This is a genomic window from Bacteroides luhongzhouii (genome assembly GCF_009193295.2).
GTDB classification, from domain to species: domain Bacteria; phylum Bacteroidota; class Bacteroidia; order Bacteroidales; family Bacteroidaceae; genus Bacteroides; species Bacteroides luhongzhouii.
The window spans coordinates 499,263-519,619 of sequence record NZ_CP059973.1 but is presented as its reverse complement, the minus strand read 5'-3'; the positions used below and the strand labels follow the sequence as shown (position 1 = coordinate 519,619).

Annotated in this window: 16 protein-coding genes; 7 read left to right on the top strand and 9 right to left on the bottom strand. The window is 43.2% G+C overall.

Annotated features, from left to right (window positions below; translation table 11 throughout):
• Window positions 1–149: 149 nt before the first annotated feature.
• On the top strand, window positions 150–1,130 hold the full coding sequence (locus GD631_RS01950) for an ROK family protein (protein ID WP_004315007.1): 981 nt from the start codon (window positions 150–152) through the stop codon (window positions 1,128–1,130).
• A 278-nt stretch (window positions 1,131–1,408) separates the two neighbouring features.
• Here GD631_RS01950 and rplS read toward each other — a convergent pair whose 3' ends face one another.
• On the bottom strand, window positions 1,409–1,762 hold the full coding sequence (gene rplS / locus GD631_RS01945) for a 50S ribosomal protein L19 (RefSeq protein ID WP_008026232.1): 354 nt from the start codon (window positions 1,760–1,762) through the stop codon (window positions 1,409–1,411).
• 155 nt (window positions 1,763–1,917) lie between these two features.
• Here rplS and GD631_RS01940 point away from each other — a divergent pair, with 155 nt between their 5' ends.
• From GD631_RS01940 to GD631_RS01930, 3 genes are read left to right on the top strand one after another with little or no spacing between them, the layout of a single operon-like run.
• Complete coding sequence (locus GD631_RS01940) at window positions 1,918–2,703, top strand: 5'-nucleotidase C-terminal domain-containing protein (protein ID WP_143260238.1); 786 nt, start codon at window positions 1,918–1,920, stop codon at window positions 2,701–2,703.
• 27 nt (window positions 2,704–2,730) lie between these two features.
• A complete protein-coding gene (locus GD631_RS01935) occupies window positions 2,731–3,564 on the top strand; it encodes a bifunctional metallophosphatase/5'-nucleotidase (protein ID WP_074558605.1) in 834 nt (277 codons plus the stop codon).
• Window positions 3,561–6,572 (top strand): serine hydrolase domain-containing protein, encoded by a 3,012-nt coding sequence (locus GD631_RS01930; protein ID WP_143260239.1) that lies wholly within the window; start codon window positions 3,561–3,563, stop codon window positions 6,570–6,572. The genes GD631_RS01935 and GD631_RS01930 overlap by 4 nt, the downstream gene beginning before the upstream one ends.
• A gap of 106 nt (window positions 6,573–6,678) precedes the next feature.
• On the opposite strand, the gene GD631_RS01925 is transcribed toward GD631_RS01930, so the two are convergent.
• The 4 genes from GD631_RS01925 to GD631_RS01910 all read right to left on the bottom strand — a co-directional run bounded on the left by GD631_RS01925 (window position 6,679) and on the right by GD631_RS01910 (window position 11,092).
• Window positions 6,679–7,305 (bottom strand): outer membrane beta-barrel protein, encoded by a 627-nt coding sequence (locus GD631_RS01925; protein WP_004296194.1) that lies wholly within the window; start codon window positions 7,303–7,305, stop codon window positions 6,679–6,681.
• A gap of 15 nt (window positions 7,306–7,320) precedes the next feature.
• On the bottom strand, window positions 7,321–7,956 hold the full coding sequence (locus GD631_RS01920) for a DUF4136 domain-containing protein (protein WP_143260240.1): 636 nt from the start codon (window positions 7,954–7,956) through the stop codon (window positions 7,321–7,323).
• 228 nt (window positions 7,957–8,184) lie between these two features.
• Entirely contained in the window at window positions 8,185–8,535 is a 351-nt protein-coding gene (locus GD631_RS01915) for a MarR family winged helix-turn-helix transcriptional regulator (protein ID WP_143260241.1), read from the bottom strand.
• Between the two features lie 31 nt (window positions 8,536–8,566).
• Window positions 8,567–11,092 (bottom strand): FAD-dependent oxidoreductase, encoded by a 2,526-nt coding sequence (locus tag GD631_RS01910; protein WP_143260242.1) that lies wholly within the window; start codon window positions 11,090–11,092, stop codon window positions 8,567–8,569.
• Between the two features lie 130 nt (window positions 11,093–11,222).
• Between GD631_RS01910 and GD631_RS01905 the strand changes: the two genes are divergently transcribed.
• Window positions 11,223–12,563, top strand: a complete 1,341-nt coding sequence (locus GD631_RS01905; protein WP_143260243.1) for a sigma-54-dependent transcriptional regulator — start codon at window positions 11,223–11,225, stop codon at window positions 12,561–12,563.
• Window positions 12,564–12,700: 137 nt separating this feature from the next.
• Here the strand turns inward: GD631_RS01905 and GD631_RS01900 are convergent, their stop codons facing one another.
• Complete coding sequence (locus GD631_RS01900; RefSeq protein WP_143260244.1) at window positions 12,701–14,014, bottom strand: amino acid kinase family protein; 1,314 nt, start codon at window positions 14,012–14,014, stop codon at window positions 12,701–12,703.
• A 442-nt stretch (window positions 14,015–14,456) separates the two neighbouring features.
• Here GD631_RS01900 and GD631_RS01895 point away from each other — a divergent pair, with 442 nt between their 5' ends.
• Together GD631_RS01895 and GD631_RS01890 are read left to right on the top strand one after the other, a co-directional pair.
• Entirely contained in the window at window positions 14,457–15,749 is a 1,293-nt protein-coding gene (locus GD631_RS01895) for an MATE family efflux transporter (RefSeq protein WP_143260246.1), read from the top strand.
• A 42-nt stretch (window positions 15,750–15,791) separates the two neighbouring features.
• A complete protein-coding gene (locus GD631_RS01890) occupies window positions 15,792–16,499 on the top strand; it encodes a TIGR02757 family protein (protein ID WP_143260247.1) in 708 nt (235 codons plus the stop codon).
• A gap of 136 nt (window positions 16,500–16,635) precedes the next feature.
• Here the strand turns inward: GD631_RS01890 and GD631_RS01885 are convergent, their stop codons facing one another.
• The 3 genes from GD631_RS01885 to GD631_RS01875 form a co-directional block, all read right to left on the bottom strand.
• Window positions 16,636–17,922: a leucine-rich repeat protein gene (locus GD631_RS01885; protein ID WP_185911553.1), complete on the bottom strand. Its 1,287-nt coding sequence runs from the start codon at window positions 17,920–17,922 to the stop codon at window positions 16,636–16,638.
• Window positions 17,923–17,933: 11 nt separating this feature from the next.
• Window positions 17,934–18,338 (bottom strand): Ig-like domain-containing protein, encoded by a 405-nt coding sequence (locus GD631_RS01880; RefSeq protein WP_143260248.1) that lies wholly within the window; start codon window positions 18,336–18,338, stop codon window positions 17,934–17,936.
• Between the two features lie 163 nt (window positions 18,339–18,501).
• Entirely contained in the window at window positions 18,502–20,157 is a 1,656-nt protein-coding gene (locus tag GD631_RS01875; protein WP_143260249.1) for a tetratricopeptide repeat protein, read from the bottom strand.
• Window positions 20,158–20,357 lie beyond the last annotated feature (200 nt).

Sequence of the window (20,357 nt, the reverse complement as noted above, 5' to 3'; positions counted from 1 at the left end):
TAATTTTCTATTGTTAGACGTGCGAAAGATACGAAAAGTTGCAAATAGGTTGAACTTTTTTCAAAAAACATTTTGTAGACTCAATCTTCTTTACGTAATTTGTGTGCAGTAAACTTTGTAATTAACTAACCCTTTTAAATAAAAGTATCATGAATTCAAACATGGAAAAACCCTACGTAGTAGGTATTGACATAGGCGGAACAAATACCGTCTTTGGAATTGTAGACGCACGCGGAACTATTATTGCCAGCAGTTCAATTAAAACATCTGGTTATCCCACAGTAGAAGAATACGCTGATGAAGTGTGTAAAAGTCTGCTTCCATTGATTATTGCTAATGGTGGCGTTGATAAAATCAGAGGTATCGGTATCGGTGCCCCGAATGGTAACTATTACACGGGAACGATTGAGTTTGCTCCAAACTTGCCTTGGAAGGGAATTCTTCCGTTGGCTGCCATGTTTGAAGAAAGACTGGGTATCCCCACTGCTTTGACAAACGATGCAAATGCTGCAGCTATTGGTGAAATGACTTATGGCGCTGCCCGTGGTATGAAAGACTTTATCATGATTACACTGGGTACCGGTGTAGGTAGTGGTATTGTTATCAACGGTCAGATGGTGTATGGACATGACGGTTTTGCAGGTGAATTAGGACACGTGATCGCTCGTCGCGATGGTCGTCTTTGCGGTTGTGGCCGTAAGGGATGTCTGGAAACTTACTGTTCGGCTACCGGTGTGGCTCGCACAGCTCGCGAATTCCTTGCCGCTCGTACGGATGCTAGCCTGCTTCGTAATATTCCTGCAGAAAACATCACTTCAAAAGATGTGTATGATGCAGCTGTACAAGGAGATAAACTGGCACAGGAAATCTTCGAATTTACAGGTAATATTTTGGGTGAAGCTTTGGCAGACGCTATTGCATTCTCCAGTCCTGAAGCAATTGTATTGTTCGGTGGCTTGGCCAAGTCCGGTGACTATATAATGAAACCGATTCAGAAGGCAATTGATGATAATATCCTGAATATCTATAAAGGTAAGACGAAATTGCTTGTTTCCGAATTGAAGGATTCTGATGCTGCTGTACTGGGTGCCAGTGCATTGGCTTGGGAACTGAAAGATTTGAAAGAATAATATATCATTATTATAATAAAGGTGATGAAGCCTCGGGAGTTTATGACTTTCGGGGCTTTGTTTTATATTCTTCCTCGCTGCCAGCCTATTCAGGAAGGGGCTTTTTCTCACAGTAATGAGAAGAAATTCTCATTACTGTGAGAAAAAATACTCATTGCGATGAGTATTTTTTCTCATCATGGTGGAATGCTTTGAGAATTGTTTGCGGGAATAATAGCAATAAAAAAGGGAACTTCATAATGAAGTTCCCTTTTTTATTTCGAATCGAAAAGTTCGGCTTAGCCGTTAACTCTTTTTTCTTTGATTCTAGCTTTCTTACCAGTAAGAGCACGCAGGTAGTACAATTTAGCGCGACGAACTTTACCTACCTTGTTCACTTCGATGCTATCGATAGCCGGTGATTCGATTGGGAAAATTCTTTCTACGCCTATAGTTCCTGACATTTTACGTACAGTAAAACGTTTCTTGTCTCCGTGACCGGCGATTTTGATAACAACACCACGGTACAACTGTACACGTTCTTTGTTACCCTCGATAATACGATATGCCACTGTTACAGTGTCTCCTGCTTTGAAGCTCGGGTGCTGTTTTCCGGTAGCAAATGCTTCTTCTGCAATTTTAATTAAATCCATTGTTGTTATTATTAAATTGTTTCATCGTTACAACGCAACATACCAAGTATCTCTTCTCTTGACAGCGATTGCGCGAAAGCGGTGCAAAGTAACGAATTATTTGCCAGATAGCCAAATGTTTTTGTATATTTGTGGCATATCTAAAAATAGCGAACATGAAACAGACTTATGTAAAGTATCTGATGGTGGCGGCGTTTGCAGGAGGTTTCCTGTTCACTTCCTGCCGGACCGCACGCGAGACTACGGCACAGTATGAAGTAACCAAAGTAGAGGGTAGCATGATAACGATTGATTCTGTTTGGGACACCAATCCCAACGTGAAAGCTACCGAAATCTTAAAACCTTATAAGGAAAAGGTGGATGCGATGATGTATGAAGTCATTGGCACCAGTGCGATGAAAATGGATAAAGGAGTTCCTGAAAGCTTGCTATCCGACCTTGTCGCGGGTGTTCTACAGCAAGCGGCAACCCAGGTATTGGGGAAACCGGCCGATATGGGATTGGTAAATATGGGCGGCTTGCGTAGTATCTTGCCCGAAGGAGATATCACGGTAGGAGATGTTTTTGAAATTCTTCCTTTCGAGAACTCCCTTTGTGTATTGACTATGAAAGGGACGGACCTGAGACATCTTTGTGAAGCAATAGCGTCTCTGCATGGCGAAGGAGTGAGCGGTGTCCGTCTTGAAATCACAAAAGACGGAAAGCTGCTGAACGCATTTATTGCCGGAAAACCGCTAAAAGATGACCAGCTTTACACAGTGGCTACTATCGACTATCTGGCAGACGGAAACGGACGAATGGATGCTTTCCTGCAGGCAGAGAAGAGAGTATGCCCCGAAAATGCTACCTTACGCGGACTATTTCTTGATTATGTACGCAAACAAACAGCCGAAGGCAAAGTGATTACCTCCAAACTAGACGGACGTATTACGATAAAATAAAAAAAGGAGAATCTAAAAATATTGAATATGAAAAGATTTCAGATATTATTCCTGCTATGTCTTGCATTGAGTTTCACTTTTTCAATCTTTGCGCAGGATACCAAAGAAGTTATCATTTTACAAACAAGCGATGTGCATAGCCGTATCGAACCTATCAATCAGAAGGGTGACGGATATTATAACAAAGGTGGTTTTGTCCGTCGGGCGGCTTTTCTCGAACAGTTCCGCAAAGAGCATAAGAATGTATTGCTTTTCGATTGCGGAGATATTTCCCAGGGGACACCTTATTATAATATGTTCCGCGGAGAAGTGGAAGTCAAACTGATGAATGAAATGGGCTATGACGCAATGACGATCGGTAACCATGAGTTTGATTTCGATGTGGATAATATGGCCCGCATTTTCAAGATGGCTGATTTTCCGGTCGTTTGTGCCAACTATAATCTGGATGCTACGGCATTAAAAGATATAGTCAAGCCCTACGTCGTTCTGGAGAAATATGGCTTGAGAATCGGCGTGTTCGGTCTCGGAACCCAGCCGGAAGGAATGATTCAGGCCAATAAATGCGAAGGAGTCGTTTATGAAGACCCGATCCGTGTATCCAACGAAATAGCTACCTTGTTGAAAGAGGAAGAAGGTTGTGATCTGGTCGTATGCCTGTCTCATCTGGGCATCCAGATGGATGAACAGCTGGTTGCCGGAACGCACAATATCGACGTGATTCTGGGTGGACACTCCCATACATTTATGGAAGGCCCCAAAACATACTTGAATATGGACGGAAAGGAGGTGCCTGTCATGCACACAGGAAAAAATGGTGTTCGTGTAGGCCGTCTCGATTTGACATTGAAACATAAATGAAGATAATTCCCTCAATAGTAACGCTTTTATTCCTTATCGCGGTCGGTACAGTTTCGAGTCCGGCGCAGAATGCTACAACCGTTGAACCTCTGCTGGTGTACAAAGCCCTTCAAGACAAGGACTGTCAGCACTGGGTTGATTCGGTTATGGATAAACTTTCCTTTAAAGAAAAGGTAGGTCAGTTGTTCATCTATACCATTGCTCCGGTAGACACCAAACGAAACTTGGAACTGCTGCGCGAAGTCATCGACACTTATAAAGTAGGCGGCCTTCTCTTTTCCGGAGGGAAGATGCAAAACCAGGTCGAACTGACGAACCGGGCGCAGCGACAAGCCAAAGTCCCTTTGATGATTACCTTTGATGGAGAATGGGGATTGGCCATGCGTCTGCGTGGTACGCCTGTCTTCCCGCGAAATATGGTGCTGGGATGTATCCGCGACAACCGGCTGCTTTATGAGTATGGACGTGAAGTTGCCCGTCAATGCCGGCAGATTGGAGTACAGGTAAACTTCGCTCCGGTGGCGGACGTGAATATAAACCCTAAAAATCCCGTCATCAATACCCGTTCTTTTGGAGAAGATCCGATCCAAGTGGCTGATAAGGTAATCGCTTATGCTTCCGGTTTGGAAGGTGGAGGGGTGTTATCTGTGTGCAAACACTTTCCCGGACACGGAGATACCGATGTCGATTCGCATAAAGCGCTTCCGGTACTTCCTTTCACTCGCGAGCGTCTGGATAGTGTGGAGCTTTATCCGTTTAAAGAGGCCATCCGTGCCGGACTGGGCGGTATGATGGTAGGCCATTTGCAAGTGCCGGTGATTGAACCTATTGGCGGACTTCCGTCTTCCTTGTCCCGCAATGTCGTGTATGATTTGCTGACCGATGAACTAGCGTTCAAAGGCCTGATATTTACCGACGCACTTGCCATGAAAGGCGTGGCAGGAAATGGAAATGTCAGTTTGCAAGCTTTGAAAGCAGGTAATGACATGGTACTGTCTCCCCGGAACCTAAAGGAAGAGATACCAGCCGTACTGGAAGCTGTTGAAAAAGGGGAACTAAGCCGTGAAGAGATTGAAAGCAAATGCCGCAAAGTCTTGACTTATAAATATGTGTTGGGACTTAAGAAGAAATCGTATGTACAATTATCCGGTTTGGAACAACGCATTAACAGTCCGCAGACACGTGACTTGGTTCGCCGGTTGAATCTAGCGGCAATAACCGTTTTGAACAATAAGAATCATATCCTCCCCCTACATACAGACAAGGAGCAGGCGATTGCACTGCTCGAAGTGGGAGATCCCGGAGAAACCGATGTATTGGCCAAACAACTTTCCCGTTATACATCTTTGGTACGTTTTCCCCTTCGCGCCAATCAGACAGAAGAGGAAAATCAACGGTTGCGTGATTCTCTGTCTACCTATAAACGAATCATTGTAGCCATTAGCGAACAGCGGTTGGCTTCTTATCAGCCTTTCTTTGCGAAGTTTGCTCCTCAAAGTCCGGCTATTTATCTGTTTTTTACTCCGGGGAAGATGATGTTGCAGATTCAGCGGGCCGTGTCTCATGCTTCGGCAGTCGTGTTGGGGCACAGTTATAATGGAGACGTGCAGCGTCAGGTAGCAGATGTGTTATTTGCCAAGGCATCCGCAGACGGACAGTTGTCGGCAAGCTTGGGAGAACTGTTTCCAACGGGAGCAGGAGTGACCATTACCCCCAAGACGCCATTGCATTTCGTGCCGGAAGAATACGGGCTTTCTTCTACTCATCTAAAGCGCGTCGATTCCATCGCATTAGACGGTATTCGCCAGGGAGCTTATCCCGGTTGCCAGGTGGTAGTGTTGAAAAACGGCCATGTCATGTTCGACAAGTCTTTCGGCACTTATACGGGCAAAGGAAGTCCGCGTGTCGAATCTACGAATATCTACGATCTGGCTTCCCTCTCGAAGACGACGGGCACTTTGCTTGCCATCATGAAACTCTACGATAAGGGACGTTTCAATCTGACAGATAAGATTTCGGATCATTTGCCGTTTTTGCAACATACCGATAAGAAAGATATAACGATTCAGGAAATCCTGTATCATCAGTCCGGTTTACCTTCTTGGATTCCTTTCTACCAAGAAGCCATCGATAAAGATAGTTATGACGGAAGATTGTTCAGCGCACGCAAAGACGCTCATCATCCGTTACAGTTGGGAACGGCTTCATGGGCGAATCCGAAATTCAAATTCAAAAGTGAATACGTCTCTCCCGTCAAGACCGGTGATTACACTGTTCAAATCTGCGATAGCTTGTGGCTAAACCGCTCCTTCCGGAAGGTGATAGAAGAGAAAATAGCAGAAGCTCCGTTAAAGCAGAAACGCTATGTATATAGTGATGTCGGATTCATTCTGTTGGGGATGTTGGTAGAACAACTGGCCGGTATGCCTATGGAAGCCTATCTGCAACGTGAGTTTTACGGACCGATGGGGTTGGAGCATACGGGCTACTTGCCTTTACGCCGTTTTGCCAAATCGGAAATTGTCCCTTCCAACAAAGACCGTTTCTTGCGTAAAGAGACTTTGCAGGGATTTGTGCATGATGAGGCTTCCGCTTTCTTTGGCGGGTTGGCCGGAAATGCCGGACTTTTCTCTACTGCCCGTGATGTAGCCCGTGTTTATCAGATGTTGCTGAATGGAGGAGAAATAGACGGTCAACGCTATCTAAGCAAAGAAACCTGTCAGCTGTTTACTACTGAAACCTCAAAAATCAGCCGACGTGGCTTGGGCTTTGACAAACCGGATGCTGATGATCCGAAGAAAGGAAATTGTGCTCCTGCCGCACCTGCCGAAGTGTACGGTCATACCGGCTTTACCGGTACATGCGCATGGGTAGACCCGGTCAATGAACTGGTCTATGTATTTCTTAGCAACCGGATTTATCCGGATGTAACAAATCGCAAGCTGAATCAACTGCACATTCGTGAGCGAATACAAGGAGCTATTTATGATGCGATGAAAAAGAAATAATGATTCCGGACTGGATGGGATGTCAAATGAAATGCCCTTCTACTTGCAAAAGTAGAAGGGCATTCTTTGTATTATTAACGTAATATTCTGATAGTTGCAGTTCTTTTTAGAAGGATACACCCAAGCGGAAGCCGAAGTTGCTCAATCCATCTACACTGTAATGCAGTACGTCAGCCTTGTTGGTACCATAGCTGTAGTACAAAGCAAAGTGCAAGCCCGGTCCGTAAACCCATGGGAATACATTGATACCTACTTCAGGAGAAGCGTAGAATCCCCAACTGTTTTCTCTTGCTTCCAGCATGCTGAAATTAGAACGGATTTTAGCATATTCAGCACCTAATTTAGCACTGACGTATGGTTGAAAAGATCCACCACGATTCCACTGGTAACGTGCGGCAGCACCGAAAGGCAATTGGAAAATGGTATGTTGCTGATCGGTAGTCACTTCACCGGCGCCCATCTGGAAGGTTTCGCGACCTACATATTCGTGGTTACTGTGATAGTTGAGGAAAAGACCCAAGCCGATGTTAGGAGTCACGAAATAACCACCTTCGAAGTTCATACCCCAACCGCTTGCTTTATCTGCAAAATGATTACTTAGCGGAGCATTGAACTGCCAGTCGATATTCGCATATCCATTGTCCGATAGCTGTGCCTTAGCCGGCATGGCGAAGGCGATGGCAATAGCCGCTAAGGCTACTACCTTGAAGTATATATTTTTTCTTGTTTTCATAACAGTTGTAGTTGTTTATTTGTTAGTAAGATAAGGTGACTGAGTAAAGGATTGGTTGACAGCTTCTACTGCAAGAGTACGGTTGACAGCTTTGGAACCAGTCTCAAATCCGGTCAGATAACTTGTCCATACAACAGGCAGTTTTTTATTGTCGCCTTGTTCAGCTTTCAAGTTTACCATTTCCGTCAGGAAGGAATTGGTACTATAACTATAAGTTACAGCATACGGGTAGTACCATCCACCACCCCAGTTGCCACCCCAGTAGCCAGGGCCCCAATATCCGGGATAACCCCACCACCATTCAGGTTGTGTGTAGCTGGTGAAATAATAAGTACTTGCGATGTAGCTTACCTGAATACCAAGATCTGCGCTTTCCTGGTCAGGTGCTGCTGCGTAACCTCTAGCTTCCATATTGTCTGTATAAGCTGCCAGAATTTGTTCTGCGCCTTCACCTTCGAGATATTCCGGTTCTTTACTGTCACTGATAACCAGAATCTGGGGTGCCAGATAGAATGTAGGAACTTTGAAATCGGCTTTCTTGTCGTAGTTAGTGTATACCAGATAATTGTCATCCAGCTTACCCATGTCCGGGTCTTTTTCACATGAAGCGAGTGCAAAGACCGCCAATAAAATAGGAATTAATTTCTTCATATCTTTTATAATGTTTAGGTTATATAAAAATCACGCCCAGGTACCTTGGGCTTTTGATACAAACAACAAGAAAGGTGGAAAAAGGTTCGCGTGGAAATTTCTTTTGCCGGAAAATTAACATATTTCTTTGGCCCGGCGGAAAGAAAAACGGTGAGCGCTCTGCCCTATTATCAGGGAGTTTGCTCACCGTTTATTATTTACAGATATTTATTTGAAAAAATCCGTTTATTAAAACAGAGGTTTTAGTAGATCCGGTATTTCTACCTTATCAAGTTCCAGTTCAGTTACCCGTTGTTTACCCAATTGAGTCAGATGGAAATACATCTGTCTCCGGTCTTCACTTCCGAGTGATCGGACGATCAGCCCTTTTTCCTCCAGTATCCGCAGCATTTTAGATGTGTGTGAGGGGCTTAGTTCGGTTTGCTTGGACAGGTTGGTAGCCGTCACTTTGTCCGAAGCCTCTTTGAGGGCACACAATATCATTGCTTCATTGAGCGATATCTGGTACATTTTTTCAAATGCTGTTTCAAAGTTACCTATTGCTTTGAATACATCACGCATTGCACATATTGTTTTCATACATTATTTAAATATTTCATTCGTTCATTTTTTAAATAAATAGATTAACGTTTGCGTTATCCGCCCGTTCCATATATGTTGCTACGCCGCCAATGGTCACCTCGTCCAGGAGTTCTTCTTGTTTGACTCCCATCACGTCCATTGACATCTGGCAAGCAATAAATTCCACACCGTTTTCCAGCGCTTGCTGGCGCAGGGATTCCAGTGAATCAATCCCTTTTTTGTTCATGATATACCGCATCATTTTTCCACCTATTCCGCCCATACTCATCTTAGAAAGTTTCAGCTTTTTGGAGCTGGAAGGCAGCATCATGCCAAACATTTTTCCGAAAATATCCTTTTCGGTTTCCGGTTTGTGCAACTTCTTGATGACGTTCAGTCCCCAGAACGTAAAGAAGATGGTGACTTTTTGTCCCGTAGCAGCTGCGCCATTTGCGAGCACAAAGGTAGCTAAAGCTTTATCTAAATCATCACTAAACATGATGAATGTTTTTCCTTTGCCCTCACATGAAGTAACAATATTGCATGATTTTGGTTCTCCTTTTTCTATGACAACAATAGATTTTCCTCCGGAGCTGTCTCTCGAAATCAGTTGATTGCCCGTTGAACTGCACCATGCGGCAGCGTCACGCGGGAATCCTGGATCGGTTGAGGTGATTTCCACCCGTTCACCTGATGCCAGTGTATCCATTGTTTTCTTCATTTTCAAAATCGGGCCGGGACATTGTAATCCGCAGGCGTCTACCCGAACTGTTTTAGCGGGGCTTGCAGGGGCGTCTGCGGTGACGGCAGCAGCGGCAGTAACCGTGGTATCTGAAACCTTAGCAACCGTAGGTTGCTTGGCTTGGGGAGCACTCCCCTGTTGTGCGGGTGATTCGTCTATTTCATTTCCATTATTTTCTCGTATGATAATCGGAGCAGTGGCAGCCCGGTAAGTTTTCAGCCCTCCCGAGAGATTACGCACCTTGTTAAATCCATGTTGAGTCAATATCCGGTAAGCAAGATACCCTCGTAGCCCGACAGCGCAGAAGGTATAAATCATTTTATCTTTCGGCAGTTCGGCCAGCCGGTCACGAAGCTCATCCAGTGGAATATTCACAGCACCCGGTAAGCTGCCTAAAGAATATTCGTCCGGGGTGCGGACATCCAGGAGGAATTTATTTTCCATTTCAATGTCCCGCAACTCTCTCCAATATACCGGATTGGTTTTGCCGGTAATGATGTCTTCCGCTACATATCCTGCCAGTGCTACCGGATCTTTGGCCGAAGAGAACGGAGGAGCATACGCTTGTTCCACTTTCATCAGGTCGTAGATCGTTCCCTCGTGTTTGATGACAAGCGCGAGTTCGTCAATCCGTTTGTCCACTCCGTCGTAACCGACGATTTGCCCGCCGTACAATCTTCCTGTCTTTTTATCGAAAGTGATCTTGATACTCATTGGCATGGCATCCGGATAGTAGCCGGCATGAGAGGCGGGATGGATGGTAGACGACATATAGTCTATCTCTTCCTGGTGCAGGCGCTTGCCGGGTAAACCGGTTGAAGCAACGGTCATGTCGAAAACTTTTGCGATTGAAGTGCCGATAGAACCCTCGTAAGGTATTTTTGCCCCGAGAACGTTGTCTGCAACGATGCGTCCCTGACGGTTGGCAGGTCCGGCAAGATAGTTGAGCCAGGGTTTTCCGGTGATCGGATGGCGGAACTCGATTGCGTCACCGATAGCATAAATCGATTCATCAGACGTTTGCAGGTAATCATTCACGGCAATACCTCCTGCAGGGCCGATAGTCAGTTCGGCAGCTCGTGCCAGACTGGTTTCCGGGCGTACTCCGATCGACAGGATAACAATATCGGCAGAAATGGACTGACCATTTTTGAACGTTACTTTCAACCCTTTTCCCTCCCGGCTAAAAGAGGCGACAGCTTGTTCCAGATAAAGATTGACTCCTTTATCCATCAAGTGCTGGTGGACGAGCGATGCCATCGAGAAGTCGATAGGAGCCATCACTTGATTGCCCATTTCCACAATCGACACTTTCGCTCCCTGTGTATGTAAGTTTTCCGCCATTTCCAGACCAATAAATCCGGCTCCTACGATAACGGCTTTTCGCGGAGCGTGGCTCTTGATATATTCTTTGATCCGATCTGTGTCGGTAACATTCCTTAGCGTGAAGATTCCGCTAAGGTCGATTCCCGGAAGGGGAGGACGTACCGGGGAAGCTCCGGTGGAGATGACTAATTTATCGTAGCTCTCCTCATAAGTGTCTTCACTGCTTTGCCGGATGGTCACTGTCTTTCTTTTCCGGTCAATGAAAATCGCTTCATTTTCTGTACGTACATCCACGCGGAAGCGTGTAGAGAAGGCTTCGGGCGTTTGCACGAACAATTTATCCCGTTCCTCTATCACTCCTCCTATATAATAAGGAAGGCCGCAATTGGCGTATGATATATACTTTCCTTTTTCCAAAAGGATAATTTCTGCTGTTTCATCTACTCGTCTGATTCGGGCAGCAGTGGTGGCTCCTCCTGCAACTCCCCCAATAATAATTATTTTCATCTGTTTATAGTGTAAATAGTTTCCTATGGAAATAACAAACTGTATGGAAGAAATGTTCATGGATTCAGATAAAAAAACTATATTTGCGCACCCTGTTTTCCATTCTTCTATATTAATGTAGACAAATTGTATGAATAAAATTCTTATTATTGACGATGAAGTTCAGATTCGCAGCCTTTTAGCTCGTATGCTGGAACTTGAGGGTTATGAAGTGTGTCAGGCAGGTGATTGCAAAACTGCTGTCAGACAACTGGAAATTCAATCGCCCGATGTAGCTTTATGCGATGTTTTTCTTCCTGATGGAAACGGAGTGGATCTGGTGTTGAATATCAAAAAAATAGCTCCCAATGTGGAGGTGATTCTTCTTACTGCCCACGGCAATATCCCCGACGGAGTGCAGGCTATCAAAAACGGTGCGTTTGATTATATAACGAAAGGAGATGATAATAACAAGATTATCCCTCTCATTAGTCGTGCCGTAGAGAAAGCAAAAATGAATGTCCGTTTGGAAAAACTAGAAAAGAAAGTCGGGCAGATGTATTCGTTCGATTCTATCCTGGGGGAGTCAAAAGTGCTGAAAGAGTCGGTATCTTTGGCGCAGAAGGTGTCTGTGACAGATGTTCCCGTATTGCTGACGGGAGAAACCGGAACGGGCAAGGAAGTCTTCGCGCAAGCTATACATTATAGTAGTAAGCGGAGCAAACAGAATTTTGTGGCAGTCAACTGTTCGTCTTTCAGCAAAGAACTGCTCGAAAGCGAGATGTTCGGACATAAGGCTGGTTCGTTTACCGGTGCGTTGAAAGATAAGAAAGGGCTTTTTGAAGAGGCCAATAACGGAACGATCTTTCTGGATGAAATCGGGGAGATGGCTTTCGAATTGCAGGCAAAGTTACTGCGTATCCTCGAAACAGGAGAATATATAAAGATAGGTGATACCAAGCCGACACGGGTAAATGTGCGTATCATCGCTGCCACTAACCGCAATTTGCAGGAGGAGATCAAAGCCGGACATTTCCGTGAGGACTTGTTTTATCGTCTTTCGGTTTTTCAGGTGCATCTTCCTTCGCTTCGCGAACGTACCGGTGATATCAGGATTCTTGCGACTGCTTTCGTCAAAAGTTTCTCTGAAAAGCTCTCGTATGCCGTCAATGAGATGACCCCTGCTTTTCTGGAAGCACTGGAACAACAGCCGTGGAAAGGGAATATCCGTGAGTTGAGAAACGTGATTGAGCGTAGCCTGATTGTTTGCGAAGGTGGACGACTGGATATCTGCGACCTTCCTTTGGAAATCCAGAACACTCATTATGAATGTTCGGACGATAGTACAGGTGGTTTTGAACTGGCTGCAATGGAGCGCAGGCATATTGCGCGTGTGTTGGAATATACGAAAGGGAATAAAACGGAAGCTGCCCGCTTGTTGAAAATCGGACTTACTACGCTGTATCGAAAGATAGAGGAATATAAAATCTGAATATATTTTTCTTATAAGGTGGCCGATCCTTATAAAGTGGTTGACTAAAAAGAAACAACTCTTTACCACCCTCTATATGGGGATGAAGTGCATCTCAAAAGTTGGAAACAAGACTTTTGAGATGCACTTTATTTGAATCAGGCCGCGCACTGGTTTTCGAGAAATTGTTTGGATAGCGAACTGATTAGTTTATTTTTATATGTGCTGTGCACGGATAGTGTGAAACAATGATCGCTTCCCCCATAAGAAATGAGAGATATAGGGATGTCTTTGATGGTATCCATAATATGGCTTTCTACTTGGGTACGTTCCCAATGAAGTGAGCCGATGATGTGTATTACAGACATGTTTTCATCCGCAATCATTTCGGCATATTTATATAGTTCCTTTTGGATGATTCGTAACGTATCCCGACTGGCTGTCAATATCATTGAAACGGATACATTGGATGAGGCCATTGAGATGACATTAATTTGATATTTGTTGATAACTTCCAATATTTTACCTATAAACAAATAGCCGGGCAATACATTCAATGAGGTGAAACGCACAAAAGTAACCGAATCCTGTGAGAGAATGGCTTTGACACTGTTTCCTGCGTCATGAGAAGAGATATAGAGCCGTTCCGTTGTCAGGTCGTGCGGGTCGGTCAGGCGGATAACTATGTTGGAGCGTGCCGCAAGGGTGACGCAGTCTGCATAGAGCAGATGTACTCCGCTGTTAATCAGTTGTTCTGCTTCTGTATAAGTAAGAGAATGTTGCTCCCTCCGGCAGTTCAGGTTTGCATAAATATGGTTGATGGGAGTAGATAAAAGTATTTCGTCGGCTTTGAACAGGGCAGCAAGCACTGTGGCATAGTAATCATTACGTTGTTCGTTCATGAAGTCTATTTCACCATACACGTTTCTGCAAATGGAAAGTGGGGCGATAAAAATATCTACATTCCGGTTTTCGTCGATATATGATTGGATAGATTCCTGGATATATGGAATGTCCGGTTTTCTTTCCAGATTGAGCTGCATAAATTTGCCGGTATCTAAAGTCCGGGCCCGAAGTCCTTGTTGACGTAAGCAATAAGTAAGTAAATCGCCGGATAATCCGTATACCTTGGCTTTTATCATTTTATCAATCAGGAAATCTGCTTTGTCCTCCACAAGTATATGTATTTTCTTTATGCATTCTTGAATCCGGGTTTTCATTTCCTGATTGAGTTGCGGATCTGTGAGTAGATGATTGGCAAGGGTGCAGCAATACTCCCCGATGATATTGACTGTGGCATGGGAAACTTCATCTTCTTCGTGAAACCAACTGGCGGAAATAGACTGTAACCATTCCTGCAATGGTGTCAATGTAGGAACTACAGCTACATAAGGATGTTCGTTTTGAATACAATTGATTACCTGTCTTATTTCATCTTCATCTTTTATTTTCTCGAATTTGCAAATTTTCATTGTTATCTGGTTATTTATTGGTTACTACTCTTTTCAAAATGATATGCTTTTTTCAAAAGAGAAAGATATCTTATCATCATTCTTTTTACTTTCGAAATATGTATATCTTTATAAATCAATTTGTTAATATCGTAATTGATGCTTCTGATGCATTTCCTTACTATAAGTAATCTGCCAATACCATACCACATTGGGATATGAAAATAAGATTTCTTATCTTTGTTGCGTAATTGATTGAGAAACCAGTAATATTCATCCATTTATGAAACTCTGTATCTAGCTACGCTCAACGAATAGCATCATTTCTAATAAGTCTATTCAGCTATCTGACAGGCAACTACTCGTCTGTCAAAGAGTTTTATATCCATTTTTATAAACTTGCGAAACTGTGTACTGCCATGGGAATGTGGTATGCCGTATCGTGTTATTTTTAAGTTGAGCAATGAATTATACATATAAGCAAATATGGCTCATCAACTTTCCTGTGATGATGAGCATTCTGATGGAACAATTAATCAATATTACCGACGCTGTTTTTCTGGGGCACGTGGGAGAGGTAGAACTGGGAGCTTCCGCACTTGCCGGAATCTATTATTTGGCTGTTTATATGTTGGGTTTCGGATTCAGCATCGGGATGCAGGTGATGATTGCCCGGAGAAATGGGGAACGGCAGTATAAAGAGACAGGACGCACTTTTTTTCAAGGGTTATACTTTCTGTCGGGAATGGCAATCATTCTTTGCCTGTTGCTCCATTGGGCTTCTCCCTTGATCCTGTGTCAATTGATTACTTCCGACGAAATCTACCAGGCGGTGATTCAGTATCTGGATTGGCGTAGTTTCGGGCTGTTGTTCTCATTCCCTTTTTTAGCTTTCCGCTCTTTCCTGGTAGGGATCACAACCACCAAAGCACTGTCCGGAGCTGCTGCTACGGCTGTTTGCATCAATATTCCTTTCAACTATTTACTGATATTCAAACTGAATCTGGGCATATCCGGAGCGGCTATGGCTTCTTCTTTAGCAGAGTTTGGAGCTTTTGCCATATTCCTATTATATATGTGGGTGAAGATAGATAAAGTGAAATATGGATTGAAGGTCGTCTACGATGGGAAGTTGTTGATGAAGTTATTGCGATTGTCTGTATGGAGCATGCTTCATGCTTTTATCAGCGTTGCTCCCTGGTTTTTGTTCTTTGTTGCTATCGAACATCTGGGAAAGACGGAACTTGCCATTTCCAATATAACCCGTAGTGTTTCTACTGTCTTTTTTGTAATAGTCAATTCTTTTGCGTCCACCACGGGCTCATTGGTCAGTAATTTGATAGGAGCGGGAGAAGGCAAAGAACTTTTTCCCGTTTGCCGTAAAGTTCTTAGGCTGGGGTATGTCGTGGGGCTTCCATTGATAGGTATAGCTCTTTGGGGTAACCAATGGATTATCGGATTTTATACGAATAATGAGGAGCTGGTGAGACTGGCTTTTTATCCTTTTATAGTCATGCTGTTGAATTATGCTTTTGCATTGCCCGGATATGTTTATGTCAACGCTGTTACCGGTATGGGAAAGACGAGACTCGCTTTTGTCTTTCAATTAAGCACTATTTTGATATATCTGGTTTATTTGTATCTGTTGAGTGGATATTTTCATGCTTCCCTGACTGTGTTTATGACAGCAGAATATTTGTTTGTTATTCTCTTGGGGATGCAATCTATCATTTACTTAAAGAGGAAATCCAACTAGAATATGTATTTTTGTACTCTCAATACTTGATACTTTCTCGAAATGACTGAAGATATAAAGAATAAACTTTTAATGTGTGCGGAGATGTATCACTGCGCAGACTTTATACAAAGTGATCCGGTGCAGTTTCCCCATCGTTACACGCTGAAACAGGATATCGAAGTCAGCGGTTTGCTGACGGCAATTATGAGTTTTGGCAATCGCAAACAGATTTTGAAGAAAGCGGACGAATTGCACGGGCTAATGGGAGATTCGCCTTATCAGTATGTATTGTCCCGTCAGTGGGAGAAAGATTTTCCATCAGGGGCAACCGGTAGTTTTTATCGGATGCTGTCACATGCTGATTTCTATGGATATTTCCAGCGATTATACATTGCTTATACACAGTTTGAAAGTCTGGAAGAAGCCTTGAAGACATACCCCGGAATACCGATGGAAAAGCTATGTGCATTTCTTGAAGTCTCTGCCAAAAGTCCTCAAAAGAAACTTAATATGTTTTTGCGTTGGATGATTCGCAGGGACTCGGCGGTCGATTTGGGTATTTGGGAGAGTTTTGATCGCAGGGATTTGATTGTTCCCTTGGATACACATGTCTGCCGGGTAGCCCATTATTTTAAATTGACGGATGCGGAAACCTTTTCTTTGAAAAATGCCCGCCAGATAACGGCAGCATTGGCTAAAGTCTTTCCGGATGATCCTTGTCTGGGCGATTTTGCCTTGTTCGGATTAGGGGTGAATGGGGAAATTTAAATAGATAATCTAATAGTACTGATTTTTCCGGCTATTATCAAAAATGCAGTGTTTTTCTTAAGTTATTTCGATTATAACCGGAAAAGTCGATATTAAACCAACTTTATTCGATTATAATCGAAAAACTGGAGAACTGTTAGGACGTTGTTATCTTGTTTGTGAAATCCCTCCAACCATTTGCGTTCTTATATTTTTCCACAGATTCGGCAGGAACACGAATGACGGTAATATCATCCGGAAATCCGTACCATACTTTTTCAAACACCTGCGGAGGTGTTATCCCTTCTACCTTTACTTCTTTAATACCTGTATTATTGAAAGCCGAAAAATTAATCTGTGTGACGTTTGCCGGAATGGTTAATTGGGTCACTTTCCTATTACCACCCAGTAGTCCCTGTCCCAATATCCGGATACTTTCAGGTATTTCGAAGCGAGCCAATTTCGGACATCCTTCAAGACAGTAGGGGTGAATCATAGCTTCGGGATCATCATTGAAAGCACTCCCGTAGGTGGTCACTTCCGCCAATTCCGGACAGTAATAAAAGGCTCTTTGCGCTATGGTTGTAACACCATTCGGTAACTTCACGGTTGTAATGCCACTTTCCCGGAATGCTTCCAATCCGATTGTTTTTACATTTTCCGGAATCTCAATCGTTTTCAGTTGAGATGTCTTAAGGAATGCCTGTGCTCCGATTTCTTTCAGTGTCGAAGGCAGCAGCACTTCTTCAACGCCCGCATATACAAAAGTGCTAGCGGGAAGTTTGGCAAGCTTAGTTTGGCTTAAATCTACTTTTTTCAGGTCATGACAATAATAGAATATGTTTTCCTCCATCTGTTCCAGGCTTGATGGAAATACTATTTCCTGAATAGCTGAATTGAAGAAAGCCATATCTCCAATCGATTTTAGTCCTTCATTGAGTACTGCCTTTGCTATTTGGCTGTTGCTGAAGGCAGCTTTCGGGATTGATTTCACGCTATTGGGAAGTCTGATTTCATTATATCCTTTCAATACTTCCGTCAATACTCCGTTTTCTACACGGACGGGTGAAACCTGAACAGAAAAGCTTTTCTGTTTTCCTTCCAGTGTGATGGTTACTTCTTGTTTATCGACAGGCGTGGATGAAGAGAAACCACTGATCTGTTTCAGGGTAATTTTTACAGGCCGTTGTTTCCCGTCATCATATTTGCCTGTCACGTTAAGGCCGGTTAAGTCTATATTTTCTCCTAATGCATAAATTGTTTTTGAGGGTAACTGTTCGATGGAGAAATCTTCCAGTAAGGCTCCTGTGGGAGCGGATGGTTGTTGCTCCAAAGGCGAATCTTTTTTGTACTCGTCATTTTCAGTGCTGCAACTTAGTAATATAAGTGTTATAGCCATTTGCAGGCAAAGTGCTGTAATGCTATGAAGTCTGGTTTGTTTCATGTGATAAAAGTTTAGTTAGGGAATTGGGTTAAACGTATTTCTATTTTTATGATTTTTCCGGCTTCTACGGTCTTGCCGGCAGACCATATCTGGTAGTTGACGGGTCCACCTCCTTCTTGTACCACGAATGTCAGGAATCGCTGTGATTGCGTAGCGAACCATTCTTCTTGTGGCAGGGTAAAGGTGGCTATACCGCTTTCATTTGTCTGGGCGCTTGCAGTAGGCAAGGTCAGATTATCTTTTTCAAAAATCTTATAATCTTTTTCATTATACATTTTTACGGGAACGCCCGTTGCAATTTTTCCATTTTCATCATAAACTGATACTACTACTTTTGCTTCTTTCGCTTCTTCGTTTCCTTTTTCGCAAGCTACCATGAAAAGTATGGCGCTTAATAGAATAACAATCTTCTTCATAATCTTTTCTTTTTTTCTAATTTTTCGAATACAAAAGTAGTGAGATTACATCTTTTTTGAGTTATGAAGCGGTCTTGTAAATCTAACACTTTATTTTAAAGTGTGTTGATATTCAGGTGATTATATTCGTTGTATGCTAAGATTTCTAACACTCGTCTAACACCTATCCGAAAAGTGTTAAAAACAAGCCTTTATTGGTGGTTTCTGCCGATTTGATACGCGATTTGAGTCGTGATTTACGGGCGTACACATTGGCGACCGTGTCTTTCATAAACAAGCTTATCACTTGGGGAGAGAAACCTACGAAAATATAACAAAGTAGCCGGATGTCAGCTTCTTTCATTGCCGGGAAATCTTTTCGAAGTTTTTCCATGGCATTATCGTGGCAGGTATTTACGATCAGTTCTAGTTCTTGCTGCATTTCATTGTTTTCTGCAAAATTGGTGATTATCTGCTTCACTTCCTGAAACATGGCTGCCTGTTGAGAAGCGGTATTTTCGCGTTCATAGTAAGTCTTTCCCAGTTTATCAATGATGTCGAATCGCGAAGCTATCAAACCTTTTAAATGACTTTCTGCATTGCGTTGTCCTTCCAGATGTTCGATCAGGTTTTTGTATTCGGAGTTGGCTTCTTCGACGAGTAGCAGATAGTGGTCAGTACGTTCACGTTGCAGGCGCAGACGTTGACGAATGATATAGTAGCCCACCCCTATTATTAGGAGAACTGTGGCTGCTGTGGCAGTCTCCCAAATAATGCGGTTTTTCATCCGGTATTCGGTAAAACCCGATTGTTCTTTGAAATACTCACGTTCAACCATACCGGCAGAGAATTGCATATTCGAACGTGTCAGAGAGTCAGTCAGATAGATATAGTGGTGTATCTTCTCGGTTGCTTTCTCGAAGTTTTTGGCTTGCGCTTCAATCCGATAAGCGGTGTATTGGAGGTCTGCCATATCACGAATATCGGTAGTATGCGCTTCTGCGAGCGCCAGATAGTAGCGTGCGCTGTCTATACGGTTTTTCAGGAGATTCACATCTACTAATGTATGGTATCCGTATAATGTATCTTGCCGGGCAGAGAGTTCTATACGTTGCAGTAGGTCATGAGGAATTTGTTTCTTGCCTGACACCACGTAGAGAGAAGCAAGATTGGTGAGACTGGCTTTGGCTAACTTGTCATACTTGTGCTCATCAGCCAAATCGAGTGCGGCAGAATAGAGTCGCATGGCTTTCTCCATATCTTTCGAATTGAAAGTTGCGGCTGCCATATCGAGAGTTGCCTCAGTTTCTTCATGAGTGTTATCAGACTGCCGGAAGTTATTGCGAGCTTCACGAAAATAATGATAAGCCCGGCTATAGTTCATCTGGTCATAATACACTTCACCGATTTGACTGTATAAAAGCCCTGTATAATAAGGTTCATTGGTATCCTTCAGTTTCTCTTCAATTTCCAGGAAAAGACGTAACGCCCCCGGCTTGTCTCCTACGCGCAGTTTAACCCGTCCCCAATAATAGAGAGTTTTGCATTGGCGGCGTAAATCTTTGGGATGATGCTTATAATGGCTCCAAGCCCGGCGAATGAGCGAATCATTGGTTACTTTGATGTGATTTTTGTCTAAAGCCTCTGAATAAAGCAACGCATATCTGGCCTGTTCTGCTTGGTTTCCTTCCGGTTTTAGTTGTTGTAATATTGTTAAGGCGCTGTCCGGTTTATTTTGTAACAGTGCTTCCGCCTCGTCGAGCCGGGATATTTGTTCTCTATTATAACATCCTGTAAAAAGGAGAATTGCTAACAGTTCAAGTATAATTCTGCATTTCATGCTGTGAATGTAATAAAAATATTTCGAGTTTAACATGGAATCGTCATATCTTTATAATTCTTATGATGTTTAATTTTGCAAAGGTAGGGAAATAGATATGAATTGAATATCTCAGACTAATGTTAATATTTCTCAAATATGTTCTTACGTTTAAACATGAGTGGTTATGTTTCTGTAATTTCGAAGAAGGTTAAGCGGAT

What these genes read in the sequence shown, in the direction of transcription:
- GD631_RS01890 (WP_143260247.1), top strand. Translation starts at nt 15,792, where the DNA reads ATGACTGAAGATATAAAGAATAAACTTTTAATGTGTGCGGAGATGTAT.
- GD631_RS01900 (WP_143260244.1), bottom strand. Translation starts at nt 14,014, where the DNA reads ATGAAAATTTGCAAATTCGAGAAAATAAAAGATGAAGATGAAATAAGA.
- GD631_RS01910 (WP_143260242.1), bottom strand. Translation starts at nt 11,092, where the DNA reads ATGAAAATAATTATTATTGGGGGAGTTGCAGGAGGAGCCACCACTGCT.
- GD631_RS01920 (WP_143260240.1), bottom strand. Translation starts at nt 7,956, where the DNA reads ATGAAGAAATTAATTCCTATTTTATTGGCGGTCTTTGCACTCGCTTCA.
- GD631_RS01935 (WP_074558605.1), top strand. Translation starts at nt 2,731, where the DNA reads ATGAAAAGATTTCAGATATTATTCCTGCTATGTCTTGCATTGAGTTTC.
- GD631_RS01880 (WP_143260248.1), bottom strand. Translation starts at nt 18,338, where the DNA reads ATGAAGAAGATTGTTATTCTATTAAGCGCCATACTTTTCATGGTAGCT.
- GD631_RS01875 (WP_143260249.1), bottom strand. Translation starts at nt 20,157, where the DNA reads ATGAAATGCAGAATTATACTTGAACTGTTAGCAATTCTCCTTTTTACA.
- GD631_RS01950 (WP_004315007.1), top strand. Translation starts at nt 150, where the DNA reads ATGAATTCAAACATGGAAAAACCCTACGTAGTAGGTATTGACATAGGC.
- rplS (WP_008026232.1), bottom strand. Translation starts at nt 1,762, where the DNA reads ATGGATTTAATTAAAATTGCAGAAGAAGCATTTGCTACCGGAAAACAG.
- GD631_RS01915 (WP_143260241.1), bottom strand. Translation starts at nt 8,535, where the DNA reads ATGAAAACAATATGTGCAATGCGTGATGTATTCAAAGCAATAGGTAAC.
- GD631_RS01885 (WP_185911553.1), bottom strand. Translation starts at nt 17,922, where the DNA reads ATGAAACAAACCAGACTTCATAGCATTACAGCACTTTGCCTGCAAATG.
- GD631_RS01930 (WP_143260239.1), top strand. Translation starts at nt 3,561, where the DNA reads ATGAAGATAATTCCCTCAATAGTAACGCTTTTATTCCTTATCGCGGTC.
- GD631_RS01905 (WP_143260243.1), top strand. Translation starts at nt 11,223, where the DNA reads ATGAATAAAATTCTTATTATTGACGATGAAGTTCAGATTCGCAGCCTT.
- GD631_RS01895 (WP_143260246.1), top strand. Translation starts at nt 14,457, where the DNA reads ATGAATTATACATATAAGCAAATATGGCTCATCAACTTTCCTGTGATG.
- GD631_RS01940 (WP_143260238.1), top strand. Translation starts at nt 1,918, where the DNA reads ATGAAACAGACTTATGTAAAGTATCTGATGGTGGCGGCGTTTGCAGGA.
- GD631_RS01925 (WP_004296194.1), bottom strand. Translation starts at nt 7,305, where the DNA reads ATGAAAACAAGAAAAAATATATACTTCAAGGTAGTAGCCTTAGCGGCT.